Below are 16,364 nucleotides of genomic sequence, written 5' to 3' on the forward strand. Positions count from 1 at the left end.
GTCGGTGCTGGTGGCAAATTTGAGACTGGGGCTGGATTTTGAGTAATTGTCGGTGCTGGTGGCAAATTTGAGACTGGTGCGGGTGCGGGCGCTGGTGCGGGCGCTGGCGCTGGTGCTGGTGCGGGCGCTGGTGCTGGCGCTGGCGCTGGTGCTGGTGCGGGCGCTGGTGCTGGCGCTGGCGCTGGTGCTGGTGCTGGTGCTGGTGCTGGTGCTGGTGCTGGTGCGGGCGCTGGTGCTGGTGCGGGCGCTGGTGCTGGTGCGGGCGCTGGTGCGGGCGCTGGCGTTGGTGCGGGTGCGGGTGCGGGTGCTGGCGCTGGTGCTGGCGCTGGTGCTGGCGCTGGTGCTGGCGCTGGTACTGGTGCGGGCGCTGGTGCGGGCGCGGGAGTCGGTGTCGGTGCTGGCGCTGGTGCTGGTGCTGGTGCTGGTGCTGGTGCTGGTGCTGGCGCGGGAGTCGGTGCGCGAGTTGGTGTCGGTGCTGGTGTCGGTGCGGGTGCGGGTGCGGGTGTCGGTGCTGGTGTCGGTGCGGGTGCTGGCGCGGGTGCTGGTGCTGGTGCTGGTGCTGGTGCTGGTGTCGGCGCTGGTGTCGGTGCGGGTGCTGGTGCTGGTGTCGGCGCTGGTGTCGGTGCGGGTGCTGGTGCTGGTGTCGGCGCTGGTGCGGGTGCGGGTGCGGGTGTCGGCGCTGGTGTCGGCGCTGGTGCTGGTGTCGGCGCTGGTGTCGGCGCTGGTGTCGGCGCTGGTGTCGGCGCTGGCGTTGGTGAGATAGAAGAAGCCGTAATGTTAATTTGCGTCGGCTGTACTATTTGAGGGTCGGGGCTGAAATAACCTCCCTGTGCAATCACATTTTCCTTGTTCTGACTCCCAGTAGCTATGCTCCCAGCAGTACCGTTGAGTCTGTTATACTCGGGCCCGACGCTGAAAAGAGTGTTCGAGGCTTCGCCGCCGTGGCGAATGGTGATATCTCCACCATTAGCGCTACCAGTCGCGGATGCGGAAATGCTGCAAGCTTGCGACAAGCAGTTGTTATTGTTTGTGAAAGTGCCTGTAGCTCGGAAATAACGGCCGGTTGTAATGTCAATATCTCCTCCGGCTGTTCTGCCTTCGGTGTTGATATGGGTTACTTCGATGTCGTTGCGGGCGTTGAGGGTGACTTCGCCGCCTTGTTTTTCTTCGGAGTTGGCGTTTATGAACCCTGTTTGAATGCTGCTTGAGGGTGCTGCAATACTAACGTCTCCGGCGTTACTGTTTTTGTCGATCGACCCTGCGTTGATATTGCCTGTTTCTACTTTTCCTGTACGGCTGGTGACGGTGATGTTGCCGCCTGCGGTGGTGTCGGAGTGGGAGTCGAGGGCGAGAGTGCGAATGTTGCCGCTAGCTTCTAGGGCGATTTGCCCGCCTTGGGAACTCGTCAGGTTTCCGCTGACTGCAATGGTATTGGCTGCTTGAATTTTGATCGCCCCAGCGTTTGCACTTTTTACTGCAACGTCTCCTGCAGCTACTGGTAGGTTAGACGCCGTGAGTACCACTTCACCGCTGGCATTGACGCTGAGACCTGTAGCGTTCGTTTGACCGATGCCTGTGAGCAGTTCGGGCAAGGATGCGATCGAGAATGTAGAAGCTGTGCTGGATGTTCCAGTGCTGCTGGTTGCTGAGGGCGGCTCGATTTCCAAACTCAGCAAATTGCCTCGCTGGCTGACGCGCACTAAATTTGTCCCGGAGACTGATGCTACGGTAATTTGACCGCCTGGGGCCGAAAGGCTGCCTGTGCTGACAACGGTGCCGCCGAGCAAGGTTAAGTTCTGCCCTGACTTGACTGCTAAGTCGGCCGTGCTGATAATTGCCCCGGCTCGATCGGCCCCAAAAGCAAAGGAACTGGGCGCGCCTGTCAGAGATGTGTAAGTGTTAGTACCGTTGGCGTTAAACGAGTTAGTACCAAATCCAATAGCGGTGGCGGTGGTTGCTGTGAAAGAAGCCGGCACGTTTAAGCTGGCACTGTTGCCAAATATGATGCCGGATGGATTCATCAGAAACAAGTTAGAATTGCCGCCGGTTACTTGAATTAAGCCGTTAATAATCGAGGGGTTGCCGCCGCCTATGCCCGCTAAAATGTTGCGAATGTTGGGGTTTGATATAAAGTTGGCAATCTGATTTTCCGACAAGCCGAATTCTTTAAAGCTGTGGAAAAGATTTTGTCGATCGCTCGATAATTGTCCGCCTTGAATATCGAAGCGAGTTGGCTGCCCAGGAGTTCCGTCCCCGGATGCGGGAGTGACGGTAGTGGCCGTTCCGTCCCCGGCTGGAACAATGGTTTGACCTTCAGCTTTTGCTTGCAAAAAGTAAAGGTTTATTAATACTATTTGCAGAGCAAGTGTCAGTTTACTGATGTTTGCTTTAGACAGGAATTTCGCCTTTATTTGAATATTATTGGCAGTTTTCATAGGTTTTTAACGACTAAAATATATAATGAATGACAGGAATTATGTAAACCAACCCGGTTGGTAATAAAAATTTAGGTTGACGGCTTTGTCACTAAATCTGTGCACCTCTGTACTGTGTCTGGTCAATTTGCATAGATGAGTGGAAATACACCGGGAGCATCTCAATGAAAGCAGTTAAGCTAGAAATTGGAGTTTTAAGGCAGGAGGCAGTAGGCCCGAGGCTGCGGGGAAAGAGGAAGAAGGAAGGAGCCAGAAGAAGTGTTTTTACAAATATGAGATGCTCCCAATACACCTCTCATTTTCAGAGGGGTATTTGGGATCTATTCTGTCAGTTTTATTGCTAAGTAAGCTTTGCCCAGTCCGGAGCATCTCAATGAAAGCAGTTAAGCTAGAAATTGGAGTTTTAAGGCTCTCTTGCTGCGAGGAAAGAGGCAGGAGGAAAGAGGAAGAAGGAAGGAGCCAGAAGAAGTGTTTTTACAAATATGAGATGCTCCCGCCCAGTCAATGTTGACGATCGCTTGTTAGGAAAGCGATACGCTTGGCTCTAAACCTGTTCGTTCGTCGATCGCCTTTGACAGTGCATAATGCTGGGGTTGACATCACGGTGTCACCAGCAGATGAACGCAGTCAGTTAAGACGATTGAATGCACGTTCCGAGGTGGTACAGGTGCTGACTGGGAATGCCAAGCTCTCCATAGGTTTTTCGGAACTGTTGAATACGCTATATTTATGAAGCAACCTGGTTTCTGACTGCCATGGGGTTGAGGACTAAATGAGTATAATTGGCTTTTGCCTTGGCAATTTCCCGAGCGCATCTTCTCCACAATCTAAATATAACTCGCAATGCCTACTATCTGTATCTGCCGCATGACATATAAAACAACAAAAACGGCCTTCCTAGAGGCACTCCGAGGTAGAGAAACCAGTTTTTTTATATGAGTGACAGTTTGAACGAAGTACGACGGTTTAAAAAACCGGTTTCTGTGTCCTGAACAGACCGGAAAATCCAGGTAAAAAATATTTGTTCGCAGTGAAAAGAAATAAAAAAGCCGCCTCTACAATTGCCGGCTTTTCAAATTCTGACAAGAATAAGTAAGTCAAATTTTTAGGGGTTCAGAAACCCGATTTTTTTTAATAAACCGGGTTTTGGCGTTTCTTAGTGTGAGGTTTTTTGAAGTAACACTACTTAAATCCGGCTCAATTTCCCTCTTGCACTAAAATCCGCTATTGTCGGTTTCGATCTGCTGGTTTTCGGTTTTAATCGATCGCCCTGTTGCTGTTTAAGGGGGGTGTGCGGGCGGATTTGTGGAATGATTTAAGAGTTAATTGGGTGAAGTTTGGACGGTGGGCGAGGGACTCGGTGAAGCAGGTTTCGGTGAAGCAGGGCTCGGGGAAGCAAGACTCCGTGAGGGATTGGGAGAAGGACTGGATTTGTCGGATTTTTTGAGACCGACAAAAGCGTCGTAGCGGGTGCTACGATCGCCAATGACGGCCGCTGTAACGCCGATCGACCGCGTGGCGTCTATCCAGATTTTTTGATTGGGAGGAAACTCGGGCAAACCTAGGTTTTTCGGGTTAAAGGCACTCTCGGTGTCGATGAAGAAATTGCCGTTGTGAGGTTTAAGTTGCGATCGTACAGTTTTCTGGAACAGTTCGCTACTTAAAAGCGGACTGTTCGGTGCCGGGACGATCGCATCAACCACGGGAGCTCCTACTGTGATAAACGCTACATCGTTCATCCAGCCGCGAGTTACCGTAATCCCTCCAAACGGCGATGTCCATTTAATCCCAGGTTTGCCGCCGACTTGAATTTCTTCAACTCTAAACCCTTTCATTTTCATCGTTTCATCAAGCTGTTTGAGAGATTTGTTGGCTGCGCCGCGGTTGTTTGTTTCCACCATAAATACAAATCCCGCAGCAAATTTGTCTTTGGGATTCTGCGCGGCGGCTGGTATTAATGATAGAGAAAATTCTCCCGCCATCCAGTTGATGAAGTCTTTATCTAAATCCATGCCCGTAGTAGATTTTAAACCTGTGCGCAAAACTTGGGGATTAATGGGCGAGAGAGGGTTCGCATCGGCTCCGAATACGTAGTCTTGCCACAAACGCTGCAAGTTGCCGCCGGATACCATCATTATGGTATTGCTTGGCAGGCGGTTAACCATTTTTAGAGCGTTGTTTTCTACTGGTATCCTTCTGGTAGAGTCAGGTTTCAGCCAAGAGATTGATTTGAATTCAATTCCTTCTGCCTCCAGGGTAGCTGTGGTGGCGAATCCCTGATTTTGTTGCAGTCTTTCGAGGTTTTCCGGCGAAATTTCGCGGGCTGAGTTGGCGGCGGTAAAGGCTGCTGCAACGGGCATATTGACGTAGATTTGAGCGAAGGCTGAAGAGTTTTTTATTTGTTGTACGGCGTCTGCATAGCCGGGGGTTTTGGCCAGAGATGGTTCGCCTTTGTAGGTGTCGATGATGCGATCTGTGGCGGTGGGATCTGTGGTGACTGCTAGATAGTTTGTGCCGAGTACCGCGACTGAGAAATTGCGATCGGGCATACCTTTAGTTTCTGTAACTTGCACCCCTTTATAATTGCGCTCAACCATTTTTCCTTGGCTGAGGGGTCTGGGTTTTGCTAATAATTCTTTGGCTTTGATCGGGTTGGCAATTGGCAGGATAATTGCTACTGACTGTTGAATTGGCGGAGGCGGGGGCGCATTGGGTGCGGGCGGGGGGACTGGTATGGCTATTTTGTTTCGCAGAAAGGCCACCATTGCCGTATTCCCCACCCAGGGTTGAATGTCTTGCCCGTAGGCGTAACCGTTGCTGGTGAGGAGGCGATCGCGCACTTGGCTCAAAAACCTTTCAAACGAAGCTTTTGAGTCTGGAGTGCCAAACTCTCGCAGTCTATTCCACTGCGATTCATCGGTGGTGATGGATAGGGCCATCATCGTATCTTGGGGGACAACGGTTGCTCCCGCCGGCAAATCTTTGGCCGGGCCGCGGGAAATGACGATCGAGTAGGTGAGAAAGCCTAAACCGATCAGAAGTGTGGCGGCTCCGATCGTAAACAGCAGGGAAGATTTATCTTTCTTAAACATTATTCGTAAGGTTCGGGTGCTCGCAACATCATAAATTATATTGGGGATTGGGCATGGGCGATTGGGCATGGGGCATGGGGCATTGGTAATTTGTTGTTTTTTATTTGTTATTAGAAAAACTACTAACCAGTAACCGCTAACCACTACAGTCCTAGACGCAGAAACCGTTTTTTTTACTAAATACTGGATTTGAGCCTTTAATACTGGTAAAAAACCTGGTTTCTTTGGTATTTACGCATAAGTCTTACACTAACTACTCCCGATACCCCATTCCCGATGCCCGATGCTTTTAGGCCCGATGCCCTGTTTGGCCAATTCCCTGATGTTAGTTTCTGGCCTTAAAGTCTTTAAAGATAGTTTGAAACGAGTACATCAGTCTGTGGACATCGTTTGTGGCTCTAGGAAAAATGTTGAGCTCCCATTTTTTGCGCGCTGTAGTTAGCAGTTTTGCTACGGGTTGCGAGTAACTGTTAGAAATGAAATAGCTGCCGCCTTCGTACCTAATATCTGACGCTAAGCCGATAAAAGCACCGGCCATTTCTAGTTTTAGTTCCGAGGTGCTGTGTTCCGATTTTACTGCTAAAATTACTTGCGAGTGCCGGGGTTCGCGGTTGAGCAAGCGGCAGATATTTGCTTCTTTTTGGGACAAGATTAAAACGTTGCAGTTGTGCAGAACTCCGGCTCTACCTTGGACTTTTACTCCTAGGTGAACTTCCAAAGCTGGTTTGTCGGGAAATTCCACAACAGCATGAGTGTATGGATGCGCAGTTCCGTGGATTTTTCCCGCTGTTTTTCTAAATGTTAAATATTTCGGTGTTTCGTCGTCTAAAACATTGTTGTAATAAATAGTACCGCCTTCATTAGCAACTGCTTTTAGCAGAATAGTGAAGAGGTAAGTGTCAAAAATTCGGGATTGTTCTGCCGCTGTGTTAAATTCGGGATCGATCGAGCTTTTTAATTTGCTTTTAATTTCGGAATTGATGGCGTAGTTGCTGGGCCCGGAGGGCAGTTTTTCCAGCAATTGCTTGAGGGCGATCGCCTGTTTGTGACGGGGGGCTGTGACGTTGGAAGTAAACTCGATTGTTTTGGCAGTTTCGGCACCTGAATTGGCAAAGGTAATTTTTGTGCCGAGGGGAGAGGTTTCTGATTCTACTTTCAAGAAATAAGCAATTTCGTCTTCCATTTCGGAAGTGTTCACAGTCGCTTGTTCGACAGCATTAATTAACAGCAAAAGTTGTTCTTTTGCGGTATAATCTTCTATCTTGAGCAGAGGTGTTTTTCTTTTGAGCGAGCGCTCTTCTATTACTTTGCCTATCTCTACAGTATCCGCTACTTGTTGAACTACCCAACCCAAATTAAACTCATTCAGAATTGCCGCCAGTTCCTGATACAGTCTGGCATATTCGATCTCGTCCATAATTGTTTCTACACTGCACGCTATTGTAATTATACAATCTAGTTGATTTTTTTGTCAATTGTCTGCAAATTTTAGATTTTAGAATTACTCCAACGGATGAAGCCAGGGATTTTTCAGCCAACAGCCAACAGTCAACAGCCAACAGTCAACAGTTAACTACCAATTAGCAGTAAGCTATTCTACGACATTTGTAGCGATCGAACTATGGCAACTATCAACGACAACTACCTCAAACTCAAAGCCGGCTACCTGTTTCCCGAAATTGGGCGCAGGGTGAAAGCCTATGCGGAGGCGAATCCCGAAGCGCCCATCATCCGGCTGGGGATTGGCGACGTGACTGAACCATTACCGGCTGCTTGTCGGGAGGCGATGGTGAAGGCGGTGGAAGACATGGGTTCGCGGGATACCTTTAAAGGGTACGGCCCGGAACAAGGTTATGAGTGGCTGCGGGAGAAAATTGCCGAGCACGATTTCAAGTCGCGGGGATGCGATGTTGATGCTTCGGAAATCTTTATTTCTGATGGTTCTAAGTGCGATTGCGGCAATATTCTCGATATCTTTGGCAACAATAACACGATCGCAGTTACCGATCCAGTTTATCCGGTGTATGTAGACACTAACGTGATGGCTGGGCACACGGGAGATGCGAACGAAAATGGCGAATACGGCGGCTTAGTTTACCTGCCAATCACAGCGGAAAACAATTTTACTGCCCAAATTCCCACTGACAAAAAAGTCGATTTAATTTACTTGTGTTTTCCGAATAACCCGACCGGGGCAACTGCAACTAAGGAACACTTGCAAGCTTGGGTAAATTATGCTAAAGCTAACGGTTCAATTATTTTCTTCGATGCGGCTTACGAAGCGTATATTACCGATCCGAGTTTACCGCATTCTATCTATGAAATTGAAGGGGCGCGGGATTGTGCGATCGAATTTCGTTCTTTTTCCAAAAATGCTGGTTTTACGGGTACTCGCTGCGCGCTAACAGTTGTGCCGAAGACTTTGACTGGAAAAGCAGCAGATGGTTCCGATGTCGAAATTTGGAAGCTGTGGAACCGCCGCCAATCTACTAAATTTAACGGAGTTTCTTACATCGTGCAGCGCGGTGCAGAGGCGGTTTATTCTGAGGCCGGCAAGGCACAGATTCAGGCATTAGTCAATTTTTACATGGAAAATGCTGCGATTATTCGCGAGAAATTGACAGCGGCGGGAATCGAGGTTTTTGGTGGCGAAAATGCACCTTATGTGTGGGTGAAAACGCCTCACGGTTTGTCGAGTTGGGATTTCTTTCAAAAGTTGCTGGAAACTTGCAATGTGGTGGGAACTCCGGGTTCTGGTTTTGGTGCGGCGGGTGAGGGTTATTTTCGCATTTCGGCGTTTAACAGCCGGGAGAATGTGGAAGAAGCGATGAGACGGATTGTGGAGAAGTTTAAGGTTTAATCTCATCTCCTGATTAAACGGGAAGGCCGCCAGCCCGCCAGGGAATGAATTCCCTGGCTAATAGCGAAAGTCCTCTGAAGAGGACTGAAAAACTCATTAGTCCTCTGAAGAGGACTTTAGCTTTGAGACAGGGGTTTCAACCCCTGGCGGACTGCCGGAATCAACGAAAAAGCATTAATTTAATATGTTGTGGGACAGGCCGGAAACCCTGTTCTTGAAAATAGTAAAAAATGTGAGTTATCATCTAAAATGATTGTGGCTCAACTACATTAGTTACTGTTCGGGATTAGATTGTACCGAAATTACAGCATTTCAGGCTTCGTGGAAAGAGCGGTTTCAAAATGCTCTAGATGAAACGCATAAGAACCAGTCGATCGCAGTTTTGCTGACAATTAAAAAAGCTAAGGATTATTGGCATCAAATTAAGCCCTTTGGTGACTTTAGCCGGGAAGATTGGGTATTTAGAGAGCAACTATCGTTAGAAATTGGGAGATTTTATTCAGAGCAAAGTAGCGATGTTAAGTGTCACATTCCTTTTTTTTTCAAAACATTGTATGAGTTCGTTTAAATAAAACGCCTCAATTATAATATTCCATTTTCTATCCATCAGTATCGCTAGGAAAACCAAATTGGTCTGGTAATTCAGCAGAGGTAATTTGCAGAATCTCTAGCAACTTCTTGTATTGAACAGGCGTTAGCTTCGGTACAGATCGCCCGGATTCCCAGTTGCTTACCGTCATTTCCGTAACTCCAAGTGCTTTTCCTAGCTGTTTTTGAGTCATAAACCGTTTAACTCGGAGTCTTTTGAGTGGCGACCGCTCGAATTTTTTAAACATTTCCATAAGCTAATTGACCCTGACCGTAAATTGATTTACGCTTACCCTAAATTGATTTACGCTTACCCTAAATTGATTTGCTCTAGGCAAATACAGAAACATCAGATAGTATTGCTTTAACAAATTGTGCTTTACGGGAATAGCGGTCTTTTCTTTCATTAGAAATTGTACGCGGTTTTACCGTTACAAAGCATCAAACCAATCCAAAATTATTAGTCAAAGCCATGTTGCAAGATTCATCATCGAACCAAACATCGCCCAATGTTTTAACCAACCAAACCTTTGAGGCCGATCGCGAAGCAGTCCGTCACGTCATCATCGGTTCGCCGCTGGGGGTACGGCGCACTATCCACCAACTGCACGCCTTGCGCTACGAAGAAGCTGTTCGTTGGACTCATCCGATCGCCATTCCCGACAATCGCATCATTATTACACCCGAACAGGGAGAAATCATGAGTCTTTTAGTCAAGTTAATCCGGCTGCAATGAAGTCATAAATGTGCGATCGATCTTTCTAGAATTGAGTCAAAAGTGCGATCGCGAATCTCTTCTCGTTGCCCGTGCTAAACTCAACAGATATATCCAAAAACTCTTGTGGGGTAGGCATCCTGCCTGCCCTTGGCACAAACTTAATAACTAGCTTGCAATTCAACTTATGATTGTTATCACCCCCGTCCTAAAACCCGTTAGCCAAATAACACTTTCTCCCGGCAGTGTCGTAACTATTCCCAATATAACTTGGCTGGAATTTGAGTCGATTTTGCAGGAATTAGGAGAAAAGCGAAGAACCAGAATTGCCTACAGCAACAGTACCTTAGAAATCATGGTTCCCTTACCCGAACACGAAAGGCCGAAAGATTTAATTTCCGATATTGTAAAAATTTTACTCAAGTCAGCGGGCAGAAGATATGAACCCTTTGGTTCTACTACTTTCAAGCGGGAAGGTGCAGCAGGAGTTGAACCTGATGCTTGCTTTTATATTCTAAATTATCAGCGGATGATTAATCGCCGCCGACTTTTGCCGGACGATCCGCCGCCCGATTTAGCAATTGAGACGGATGTTACTTCTAAAACTAAGCTCGATGCCTATAAAATTATTGGAGTTCCAGAAGTGTGGGTTTACGACAGCGGCAGACTTCGCATTTATTTGCTGCAAAATGGAGAGTATGTAGAATCAAATATTAGTCCGAATTTTCCAGAAATCGCGATCGCCCAGATAATTCCTGCTACAGTGGAACGTGCTTTGCAGGTAGGAAGTTGTCAAGCGCTAGAAGAATTGGAAAGTGCGATCGGCTAAACTCGTAGGAGACGTTACGCACTTCGCACTTCGCATCCAAAAAATTACACAGTTACTGCAAAATTGTCAACCCCTAAAGGTCGATAAATTGTATCTCTTTGCTGATAATCCCGCCCCAAAGAACGAATCGCATTTTGCAAATCTTCCACAGATTGACAACTGCCGCCAACCGCACCGGCCATCGTTGTAATGTGCTCTTCCATCAATGTACCGCCGATGTCGTTGCAGCCCCATTTCAGCGCTTCTGTAGCTCCATCTAAACCTAATTTTACCCAACTCGGTTGGTGATTGGAAATCAAATTTCCCAAGAAGATTCTCGATACAGCGGTGAGTAACAATGTATCTGCTAAAACTGGTTGGTCGCGGCCGACTCGACTCCGCAAAGGTGCTGGTGCTTCCTTTCCGACAAATGGTAGTAAAATAAATTCTGTAATGCGTGCCCGATAGTCTTGGTCGATCGCAGTTTGTTGGAGCGATCGCACTTTTTCTAAATGCAAAACCTGCTGTTCGGCCGTCTCAATATGCCCGCAAAGCATCGTACTCGTTGTCGGCAAACCCAGACTGTGAGCAGTTCCCACAATTTCCAGCCAAGTTGCCGAATTTAGTTTTTCCGGGCAAATTACCCGTCGCACAGAATCGTCGAGAACTTCCGCAGCGGTTCCCGGCATCGAACCGACTCCCGCATCCTGCAAAGCCGAAATTACATAGCTGAAACTCAGATTATCTTCTCTGGCAATAAATTCTATTTCTTGCGGCGAAAAAGCGTGCAAGTGCAACTGCGGAAACTTATCCTTAATGGTTTTCACCAATTGCAGATAATAAGGCAAAGATGCGCCGTTGAGCTTAGCTTGAAGATTTAAGCCTCCCTGCATACAAATTTCCGTTGCATCCCGCTGCACTGCATCAGTTGCCTTTTCCTGAATTTGAGCTGCATCTAACCAAAAAGCGCCCTCATCTCCTTCGTCGCGGCGGAATGCACAAAAACTGCAATGCTGCTCGCAAATATTGGTGAAGTTAATATTGCGGTTGATCACGTAGGTGACAGTATCCCCTGATTGCCGGCGGCGGAGCAAGTCAGCGGTTGTTTGAATAGAAGTTCGCGCGTCTGGCTCTGTTTGCTGCAAAAGTACCAAGGCTTCTGCAGAAGAGATGTTGTAACCTTGTAAAGCTCGATCGAGAATTGCATCCACAGTTTTCTTTTTAACTCAATTACAGAATTACTGACTAGAATAAAGGCATTTTTATATTTTAACCAATCAATTCTAGAGGAACGATATTTTACAATCTCAAGTGTTACCAAACTCTCCTTGACTTTCTGGGAACTGAAATTATGGGAATCAACCAAGAAAATCAGGTCTTGTCAGTGCCGTCTGGGCCTTTGCAAATTCCTGCTTTACAGACTTTCGGTTCAACTTTTACAAACGCGCCCACACCGGAAATTTATTTTTCCCTCGTCATTCCCACCTACAACGAGTGCAAGAATATCAGGAGTATGGTGGAACAATTGACTCAATTGCTCGATCGCATCATTCCCGGCGACTACGAATTAATTGTAGTCGATGACGACAGCCCCGATCGCACCTGGGAAGTCGCCCTGTCCCTGACACCGGAATATCCGCAATTGCGGGTGATGCGCCGGGAAGAGGAGCGGGGACTTTCCACAGCGGTAATTCGCGGGTGGCAGGTCGCTCGCGGTGAGGTTTTGGGCGTCATCGATGCCGACTTGCAGCATCCCCCGGAGACGCTGTTGCAGCTTTTAGCAGAAATTCAGCGGGGAGCAGATTTAGCTGCTGCGAGCCGCCACGTGGGCGAGGGCGGGGTGAGCGACTGGAGCGTTGTCAGGCGATTTTTATCGCGGGGCGCTCAAACTTTGGGATTAATTATACTGCCCGGAGTCGTGGGCCGAGTTTCCGATCCGATGAGCGGCTATTTTATGGTGCGCCGCACTTGCATAGCCGGCAAAACCATGAATCCTGCTGGTTACAAAATATTGATTGAAGTGCTCGGCAGAGGCGATATCCGCTGGATTGGAGAAGTTGGTTACGTGTTTCAGGAGCGGCAAGAAGGGGAGAGCAAAGTTACCTGGAAACAGTATATTGAGTATTTGCGGCACTTGCTCAGATTGCGCTTTGCCCGCTGGCCGATGGGCCGATTCCTGCGGTTTGGCGCGGTTGGTTTCAGCGGCGTGTTTGTGGATATGGGAGTTTTTTACCTGCTGCGGACTGTCCTCGGTTTGGGGCTGACTCGCAGTGCCATCTTTTCTGCTGAAGTGGCAATTATCAATAATTTTTTGTGGAACGATTTGTGGACTTTTGGTGATATTTCTAAGGGGCAGCCAGGATCGCGCCAGCGCTTGAAACGGCTGTTGAAATTTAATGTGATTTGTTTGATGGGCTTGATGATGAATGTGCTGCTGGTAAATTTGCTGTTTAATGTTTTTAATGTAAACGAATATTTCGCTAAGTTGATTGCGATCGCAACTGTGACTCTGTGGAATTTCTGGATCAATATGAAGCTCAGTTGGCGGGTGACGGACGTGAAGTAGGTAATGGGAAATGGGTAATTGGTAATTGATAATGGATAAAATGACTGATGGCTAATGACAAATTGCTCTCCTGCCCTATGCCTTTGAATGACAATCAAGCATCCAGGATACAAGCCCCCGGATTCATCCGTGGGGTCAATGCTTCAATGCTTCAATTCTAAAATCTCAAATCTCAAATCTCAAATTGATTGACTGAATTAATGATTAATAAAAAACAACTGTTGTTGCTATTTCTGTGGACGGCGCTCGCCTTTATTTTGCGCTTTGCCAATTTGGACTCGAAACCGCTGTGGACTGACGAGTTTTCCACTCTAGTGTTTAGTTTGGGCAACAGTTTTCGCGGTGTGCCGATCGATCGCGCGATCGATCTTTCTACATTATTACAACCGCTACAATTGCGCCCCGATGCTGACACCGCCGACGTGCTCCGCAATTTGCTGCTAGAAAGCAACCATCCACCAGTGTATTTTATGCTCGCCCACTGGTGGATGCGACTGTTTGGGCCGACCGAGGATACTTTAGTTTGGATAGGGCGAGCTCTTCCTGCATTATTGGGCGTGATTTCAGTTCCAGCTATCTACTTTTTGGGCAAGTTTGCTTTTAGTTCGCGTTTAGTCGGTCAATGTGCGGCCGCAATGATGGCAGTGTCTCCCTACGGCATCTATCTCGCTCAAGAAGCTCGCCATTACACTTTAGGAATTTTATTAGTTATTGCCTCTCTTTTTTGCTTGACATTAGCTGTAAAAAAGCTGCAAAATCGCGCTCCTATGCCTGTTTGGGTGTTATTGCTTTGGGTAGCCATTAACTGTCTGGGAATTGCCGTTCACTACTTTTTTACACTGACTTTGTGTGCCGAAGCAATAGCATTAATTGCTGTAATCTGGCAACAGTTTAATGGGAAGCTGCCAATTTCCAACAGCCAGCAGCCTAATATTTGGCAATTTCAAATCCTCTGGCGGCTTTTCGCAGTAGCCCTCGGCACTTTGGCTGGCGGTTTAGTTTGGCTGCCGGTATTTTTGTCGAATAAATACGGCAGCGAATTAACTAATTGGATTGTCAGTGGCGATCGCACATTTTTAAGTTGGGTTAATCCGATTTTTCAAGCTTTAGCTGGATGGATCACTGTCATCTCTCTGCTGCCCGTTGAATCGCCAAATTTGGCAGTAGTAGTTGCATCGGCGATCGCAATGACAATATTTTTTATATTGGTGCTTCCCCTGCTGCGAGGCGCTCTTAAAACTTCATTAAAAACAAGCGATACTCGTCTAGGTACTGTTATTTTTGGCGGATTTGTGCTAGGAGCAATTTTCCTATTTTTCAGCTTTGCATATATTCTCGGGATTGACCTAACTCGCGGCGCTCGATACAATTTCGTCTACTTTCCGGGAGTAATATTGCTGTTAGGAGCAACCTTGGCGGTTATTTATAACACACCTACAGCAAAAAGTCAATGGTTTAATTTTCGGGCGATCGAAGTTCCGGGCAAAAAAGCAGTTCTCCTAATTTTAGCAATGGGTTTAGCAAGCGGTGTCACAGTAAATTCCAATCTCGGCTATCGCAAATATTACAAACCAGATATTTTAATTCCGATTATGCGCGAAGTATCGAAAGTTCCCGTGCTAATTGCCACTACTCAAAAGACTCATGTAGAAATAGGAGAGTTGATGGGGATAGGGTGGGAATGGGAAAGAAGGAAGAAGGAAGAAGGAAGAAGGAAGAGGGAAGAAGGAAGAGGGAAGAGGGAAGAAGGAAGAGGGAAGAAGGAGGACGTTAAAACATCGGATTCTCCACAGTTTCTTTTAGTTAAACAGAGAAGGGATGCGCCGGAAATAGCGGCAGGGAAACTTGACAAAACACTCAGTCAATTAGAACGCCCGCTTGATTTGTGGTTGGTTAATTTTCGCGTACCTGTCAATCTAGCAGCACAAAAGTGTCAGCTTGAATCTCGGGATTTACCTGCGGTAGATGGGTATGAATATCAAGTTTATCATTGTTCTAGGTCATAGGTAAGTCAGTCTTAGACGCAGAAACCGGGTTTTTTGCGAAAATACTGCATCCCTGCCTTAAATAATGGTGAAAAACCCGGTTTCTTTGGCATTGATGCGTAAAAAAAAGGGGCAACCACGGCGAGATTGCCCCTACAAAGGCGGGAACTAGACCTTCACTAAGAATCAGCGGCAAAATGTTTAATTAAGACGCTCATCACTTCACCTGGATTTTGAGTTGGGACAAGCGGACTCCAGTCAGAAACGCAGGCAAAATTATCGCGGTGAAAAGAATGAATGACGCGGGAAACAACAGGACGAGAACTGATAATGAAAAGTTTCAAGAGTTCTCGGTTAACTGAAGTTTGCAAGTTTTGTTCTTTAGCCGGGGGCTGATTGAGTTCGGTAGTTGGATTTTCTGGCCCAACCTCGAAAGCAAGTATTAATTCGGTATTGGGTAGCATTTGCCGGATGACTTTCAGGGAAGATTCTGCTTCGCTGCGGCTGCGAAATTGCGCGACGGGTAAGCGCTGAAAGTTGGGCAGCAGTCGGTAAATAATCCAGGCATTGGGAGTTTCTGGTGCGTTCATGGCTGTATTGTAAATTGGGTATGTTTGCCCATAGGAATGTGACAGAATTGCACCTTTTATTTTTAGTGCAGTCTGTTCTGGCTATGGCTGTGCCTATTACAAGCTAATTAAGCGCTTAAATTGAGCGGTTAATTTAATCTGTTATAATAATATGGTAAAAAAAAGGCAACGTCAACGGCAACCAGAAAAAGAGTTGCCTTTTCGGAGACTGCGGGAGGACGCTAATTTGAGCCAAGAAGAGTTGGCTGTGCGGATGGGGGTGTCGGCTTCGTCGGTGCGGCGATGGGAAAAGGGAGACGAACCTACGATGACTGTTCGGCAAATGAGGGATTTTTGCCGTTTGGTGGGGGTATCTTTTGATGACTTGCCGGATTATCTCAGTCGGCGAGTAGATGAGGAGGAGTCATAGGGGGATGGATCGGTCGATCGCACTTTCGATTAAAATAATTAAAATAAGCAATTTTAATAATACTGATTTCCCCCAAGGACACGGCAGTGCCGTGTCCCTACAAATGGTACAATAAATATTAATCTGTAGGGACACAACACTGTTGTGTCCTTTGGCTGCGAGACACGCGATTGTTTGTGAATTGGCAGGTTTAAGTCCTTAAATATAACAATTATCATCCGATTTCCCCCAAGGACACGGCAGTGCCGTGTCCCTACAAATGGTACAATAAATATTAATCTGTAGGGACACAACACTGTTGTGTCCTTTGGCTGCG

General features: G+C 47.2%; 14 protein-coding genes. 8 read left to right on the forward strand and 6 right to left on the reverse strand.

Annotation, left to right across the window (positions count from 1 at the left end):
* Nucleotides 1-2,435, reverse strand: a 2,435-nt coding sequence (locus QUA99_RS06770) for a two-partner secretion domain-containing protein (protein ID WP_333460323.1), incomplete at its 3' end; no start/stop codon positions are given.
* Nucleotides 2,436-2,973: 538 nt separating this feature from the next.
* Between QUA99_RS06770 and QUA99_RS06775 the strand changes: the two genes are divergently transcribed.
* A complete protein-coding gene (locus QUA99_RS06775) occupies nt 2,974-3,168 on the forward strand; it encodes a hypothetical protein (RefSeq protein WP_333240553.1) in 195 nt (64 codons plus the stop codon).
* A 589-nt stretch (nt 3,169-3,757) separates the two neighbouring features.
* On the opposite strand, the gene QUA99_RS06780 is transcribed toward QUA99_RS06775, so the two are convergent.
* Both QUA99_RS06780 and QUA99_RS06785 read right to left on the reverse strand, forming a co-directional pair.
* Nucleotides 3,758-5,527, reverse strand: a complete 1,770-nt coding sequence (locus QUA99_RS06780) for a DUF3352 domain-containing protein (RefSeq protein WP_333240555.1) — start codon at nt 5,525-5,527, stop codon at nt 3,758-3,760.
* A 325-nt stretch (nt 5,528-5,852) separates the two neighbouring features.
* Nucleotides 5,853-6,944 (reverse strand): hypothetical protein, encoded by a 1,092-nt coding sequence (locus QUA99_RS06785; RefSeq protein ID WP_333240558.1) that lies wholly within the window; start codon nt 6,942-6,944, stop codon nt 5,853-5,855.
* Nucleotides 6,945-7,148: 204 nt separating this feature from the next.
* Between QUA99_RS06785 and QUA99_RS06790 the strand changes: the two genes are divergently transcribed.
* Together QUA99_RS06790 and QUA99_RS06795 are read left to right on the forward strand one after the other, a co-directional pair.
* Nucleotides 7,149-8,387 (forward strand): LL-diaminopimelate aminotransferase, encoded by a 1,239-nt coding sequence (locus QUA99_RS06790; RefSeq protein WP_015176997.1) that lies wholly within the window; start codon nt 7,149-7,151, stop codon nt 8,385-8,387.
* 253 nt (nt 8,388-8,640) lie between these two features.
* Nucleotides 8,641-8,955 carry a hypothetical protein gene (locus QUA99_RS06795; protein ID WP_333240561.1) on the forward strand — a complete coding sequence of 105 codons (315 nt, stop codon included), beginning with the start codon at nt 8,641-8,643 and terminating at the stop codon, nt 8,953-8,955.
* A gap of 31 nt (nt 8,956-8,986) precedes the next feature.
* Here QUA99_RS06795 and QUA99_RS06800 read toward each other — a convergent pair whose 3' ends face one another.
* Nucleotides 8,987-9,229, reverse strand: coding sequence for a helix-turn-helix transcriptional regulator (locus QUA99_RS06800; protein ID WP_333240563.1), 243 nt, complete (start codon nt 9,227-9,229; stop codon nt 8,987-8,989).
* A 218-nt stretch (nt 9,230-9,447) separates the two neighbouring features.
* On the opposite strand from QUA99_RS06800, the gene QUA99_RS06805 reads away from it, so the two are divergent.
* Nucleotides 9,448-9,711, forward strand: a complete 264-nt coding sequence (locus QUA99_RS06805) for a hypothetical protein (RefSeq protein ID WP_333078990.1) — start codon at nt 9,448-9,450, stop codon at nt 9,709-9,711.
* Between the two features lie 166 nt (nt 9,712-9,877).
* A complete protein-coding gene (locus tag QUA99_RS06810; RefSeq protein WP_333240566.1) occupies nt 9,878-10,519 on the forward strand; it encodes a Uma2 family endonuclease in 642 nt (213 codons plus the stop codon).
* Nucleotides 10,520-10,563: 44 nt separating this feature from the next.
* Here QUA99_RS06810 and cofH read toward each other — a convergent pair whose 3' ends face one another.
* Nucleotides 10,564-11,709 carry a 7,8-didemethyl-8-hydroxy-5-deazariboflavin synthase subunit CofH gene (gene cofH / locus QUA99_RS06815; RefSeq protein WP_333240569.1) on the reverse strand — a complete coding sequence of 382 codons (1,146 nt, stop codon included), beginning with the start codon at nt 11,707-11,709 and terminating at the stop codon, nt 10,564-10,566.
* 140 nt (nt 11,710-11,849) lie between these two features.
* Between cofH and QUA99_RS06820 the strand changes: the two genes are divergently transcribed.
* Nucleotides 11,850-13,064 carry a glycosyltransferase gene (locus tag QUA99_RS06820; protein ID WP_333240571.1) on the forward strand — a complete coding sequence of 405 codons (1,215 nt, stop codon included), beginning with the start codon at nt 11,850-11,852 and terminating at the stop codon, nt 13,062-13,064.
* A 200-nt stretch (nt 13,065-13,264) separates the two neighbouring features.
* Nucleotides 13,265-15,070, forward strand: coding sequence for a glycosyltransferase family 39 protein (locus QUA99_RS06825; protein WP_333240574.1), 1,806 nt, complete (start codon nt 13,265-13,267; stop codon nt 15,068-15,070).
* 158 nt (nt 15,071-15,228) lie between these two features.
* On the opposite strand, the gene QUA99_RS06830 is transcribed toward QUA99_RS06825, so the two are convergent.
* Complete coding sequence (locus tag QUA99_RS06830) at nt 15,229-15,639, reverse strand: hypothetical protein (protein WP_333240576.1); 411 nt, start codon at nt 15,637-15,639, stop codon at nt 15,229-15,231.
* A 151-nt stretch (nt 15,640-15,790) separates the two neighbouring features.
* Here QUA99_RS06830 and QUA99_RS06835 point away from each other — a divergent pair, with 151 nt between their 5' ends.
* Nucleotides 15,791-16,048 carry a helix-turn-helix transcriptional regulator gene (locus QUA99_RS06835; protein ID WP_333240579.1) on the forward strand — a complete coding sequence of 86 codons (258 nt, stop codon included), beginning with the start codon at nt 15,791-15,793 and terminating at the stop codon, nt 16,046-16,048.
* Nucleotides 16,049-16,364: the final 316 nt, after the last annotated feature.

This window comes from Microcoleus sp. F10-B2 (assembly GCF_036704965.1).
Classification (GTDB): Bacteria; Cyanobacteriota; Cyanobacteriia; order Cyanobacteriales; family Microcoleaceae; genus Microcoleus.

What these genes read in the sequence shown, in the direction of transcription:
- QUA99_RS06780 (WP_333240555.1), bottom strand. Translation starts at nt 5,527, where the DNA reads ATGTTTAAGAAAGATAAATCTTCCCTGCTGTTTACGATCGGAGCCGCC.
- QUA99_RS06785 (WP_333240558.1), bottom strand. Translation starts at nt 6,944, where the DNA reads ATGGACGAGATCGAATATGCCAGACTGTATCAGGAACTGGCGGCAATT.
- QUA99_RS06790 (WP_015176997.1), top strand. Translation starts at nt 7,149, where the DNA reads ATGGCAACTATCAACGACAACTACCTCAAACTCAAAGCCGGCTACCTG.
- QUA99_RS06800 (WP_333240563.1), bottom strand. Translation starts at nt 9,229, where the DNA reads ATGGAAATGTTTAAAAAATTCGAGCGGTCGCCACTCAAAAGACTCCGA.
- QUA99_RS06805 (WP_333078990.1), top strand. Translation starts at nt 9,448, where the DNA reads ATGTTGCAAGATTCATCATCGAACCAAACATCGCCCAATGTTTTAACC.
- QUA99_RS06810 (WP_333240566.1), top strand. Translation starts at nt 9,878, where the DNA reads ATGATTGTTATCACCCCCGTCCTAAAACCCGTTAGCCAAATAACACTT.
- QUA99_RS06820 (WP_333240571.1), top strand. Translation starts at nt 11,850, where the DNA reads ATGGGAATCAACCAAGAAAATCAGGTCTTGTCAGTGCCGTCTGGGCCT.
- QUA99_RS06825 (WP_333240574.1), top strand. Translation starts at nt 13,265, where the DNA reads ATGATTAATAAAAAACAACTGTTGTTGCTATTTCTGTGGACGGCGCTC.
- QUA99_RS06830 (WP_333240576.1), bottom strand. Translation starts at nt 15,639, where the DNA reads ATGAACGCACCAGAAACTCCCAATGCCTGGATTATTTACCGACTGCTG.
- QUA99_RS06835 (WP_333240579.1), top strand. Translation starts at nt 15,791, where the DNA reads ATGGTAAAAAAAAGGCAACGTCAACGGCAACCAGAAAAAGAGTTGCCT.